This is a genomic window from Rhodococcus sp. T2V (assembly GCF_029269925.1).
GTDB classification, from domain to species: Bacteria; Actinomycetota; Actinomycetes; order Mycobacteriales; family Mycobacteriaceae; genus Rhodococcus_F; species Rhodococcus_F koreensis.
Genome location: NZ_JARJBD010000239.1, coordinates 1 through 2,660, shown reverse-complemented (window position 1 = coordinate 2,660; position 2,660 = coordinate 1). Strand labels below are relative to the sequence as shown.

At 60.8% G+C, this 2,660-nt stretch carries 3 protein-coding genes; all 3 read right to left on the bottom strand.

All coding sequences use genetic code 11. The annotated features are described in order from the left end of the window. Positions 1-647: 647 nt before the first annotated feature. Positions 648-1,016: a hypothetical protein gene (locus P3H15_RS53520; RefSeq protein WP_276144745.1), complete on the bottom strand. Its 369-nt coding sequence runs from the start codon at positions 1,014-1,016 to the stop codon at positions 648-650. Between the two features lie 59 nt (positions 1,017-1,075). After that, entirely contained in the window at positions 1,076-1,189 is a 114-nt protein-coding gene (locus P3H15_RS53515) for a hypothetical protein (RefSeq protein ID WP_276144746.1), read from the bottom strand. Between the two features lie 439 nt (positions 1,190-1,628). After that, entirely contained in the window at positions 1,629-2,555 is a 927-nt protein-coding gene (locus tag P3H15_RS53510; protein WP_276144744.1) for a hypothetical protein, read from the bottom strand. Positions 2,556-2,660 lie beyond the last annotated feature (105 nt).

The following is a 2,660-nucleotide window of genomic DNA, read 5'->3' as shown; positions in this document are numbered from 1 at the left end:
ACGGGGCGAGTCGCTGCGCTCCCCGCCAGGGAGCCGCTGCGCGGCTCGCAGTGGGCCAGTTCCCGTTGCCGTCGATCGAGTCGCTTCGCTCCTCTGAGTCTCCAAGATTAGGTTCTCACCTGTATATTTGATCGGAACGTTCGATCCGGTCCCCCACACCCCAACGAGGCTGGGGACGCGAGTGAGTGCTCCCGACCCGCCGCCCACTCGATTTCCTGCGCCGCTCCATGCCATACCCACACCATACCACCCCACCCCCGACGCAACCCAAAACAGGCGAAAACCTCAAAACATTCAAAACTATTGATTTACAACAGATTACGAGCCTTACAACCTCACTATTGTGCATAAAGTGTGTAACACATTATTACTCAATTGATTACCCAATAATATTGTAAGTCAACAACTTTCAAAATTGCTTCGAAAACGGCTCCAAAACGGACGAAACAGACACCCGCGCGCCCCAGACACCCCGGCACCGGCACTCCCCGCACAGGTCGCCGGCACCTCCACATCACAAACCGGGGACATGTCATCACACCAGGTCACAACACCATCACAGCCCCCACACAGCACACGGCCCGCACCCCGAAAATCGGGTACGGGCCGCCATCACACCAAGCGGATTCAGCGCTTCACCGGGCGGTTCAGTCGGGGGTGAAGAACAGTTCCATTCCGATCATGAACCACGCCACCATTGCCGCCATCGGCAGAAACGCGCACACCAACGGCACAGCGAACTGCCGGACGGGCCGCCACGAAACCGTCATCAACCCACACGCCACCACCACAACAGTCGGTGCCGCCCAACTCACCCAATACGAGGCCGGCGGCGGATCCGACCCGAACGAGGTGAACGAACCGTGCGGATACACCCGAGGCTGCGGGACATCGCCGTAGTGCTGCCACAAGATCACCGCCGGCAGATAGCAGAAGAACCCCAACAGCAGACCCTCGATGACGCCCAGCGAAATCCGCAGCCCTTTTCCCGATCCCCCGGGTGCCGCCTCGTCCACACCACCCATCATCGGCCCCGCCGATGACGGATCACCCCGGGACGTGTCATCTCCCCAGGTCAGAGCGCTCTCCGAGGCCGCAGTTCTTCCCCGTACATCCACGCGATCACATCGAACACGCGGAGTGCCGAGATCTCGTCGGGGAGGCCGCCGGCCTCCTCCCGGATCGACAACAATCGGTCCGCCTTCCCCCGCCCGGTCCCCGGTGCTCGACCAGGAGTCGACTTGCGCCCCGACGTAGGCGGCGTCGCTCAGGTACGGGCGGTCGTAGTACTTCGTCAGTGCCTCGATCGCCGCGGCGTCCGAGTCGGTCGCGAGGGTGTCGGCACAGCTCATCCCAACCTTTGCCGCATCCCTGCCGGTTGCAAACCGCGGTCCCACAGCTCCCCGGCGGCGCGACCCCCTGATGGTCATGATCACATATGGGGGCTGTGATCGTCGCGGTGTGTACGGCAAAGCACGCATCGAAGAAAGAGGTCCACCGATGGCCCTGTCCCAGTCTGCCCTGCTCTCCGATTCATACGACAGATTCTCGATAGACCCAGCACCCCGCCGGGTTACGAAAAAACTGGCGCGCCTGGTCGTACCGACGACAAGGCGCACAACAACGCTTCATCGTGACGCGGGAATGATGAGCCTGATCGATGCATCCTTGCAAACGAGCGAAGGCTCCCCGTCCGGAAGTGCTACAAGGGCAACAGTGTCGTTGAGTCCGAATGTACCGCCGCGACGGTGTCGGCGGCGGAACCGTTTCCATTTCTTCCACACGGACGGTTCTGCTGACATCACAGCGTCAACGCACTCTGCCCAGCCGGGGTGCTTCAACGTGTTCGCCAGAGCATCGGTGACTTCCTGTGGCAGATCGGTGCGTGGTTTGCGCCGTTCGAAACCCAATTCGCGCTGAGTGTAGAAGTCGTTGAGTTCCTCCGACGAGTACCCGATGAGCACGCGCGTTGAATCCTCTGCGTTCGCTCGGTTCGTAATTCGGAGACGATCGGACAAGTAGGCGCCGAGCAGGTCTGCCTCCGCGGCGGCGGTTACGGTTGACGCAATCATTCCCGCTCGCACCCGCGCGTAGTGATGGAACTCCGCGGGACTGGACAAAATGTCGGCCACCATCAGCAGGTCCGTCAGCGACACTACCCAGGTAGGTCGTTTAGCATTGCCCGCCACGTCCAGACCACCGAAAGCGAGAGGGTCTGTCCGCTCAAACGTGACAATGATTGCTGTGCCACCAGAGATTTTGGCGGTTAGTAGCTCGACATTTTTGCCGCCTTCATTCGGCGCGAATGATCGAGATCCCTCATCCAGGACGTAGGTCAACGCTCGATCGGTCTGGTCCAGTGCCTTGCCGAGGATCTCCTTGACCTTCGTATCGACACGCCGCGGCGCACCTCGCCGCCCGGAATCGGTGAAGCTGATCGCCTTGGCTTCGACAACGAGCGGCCACTCGGTGCAGACCAATGCATCGACCTCACCCTTGTCCTCGACAACTGAGATGTAATGCTGCGACCCATAAACGTTCGCGGTTCCGAACACACGCTCCAATGTGCTGACGACCAGGCGCTCATGCGCGTCCTGACGGTACTTGTGGCTCTACTGACCGATCTGTGGGCGATGTGAGGGCCGTATAAGGGCGCACGC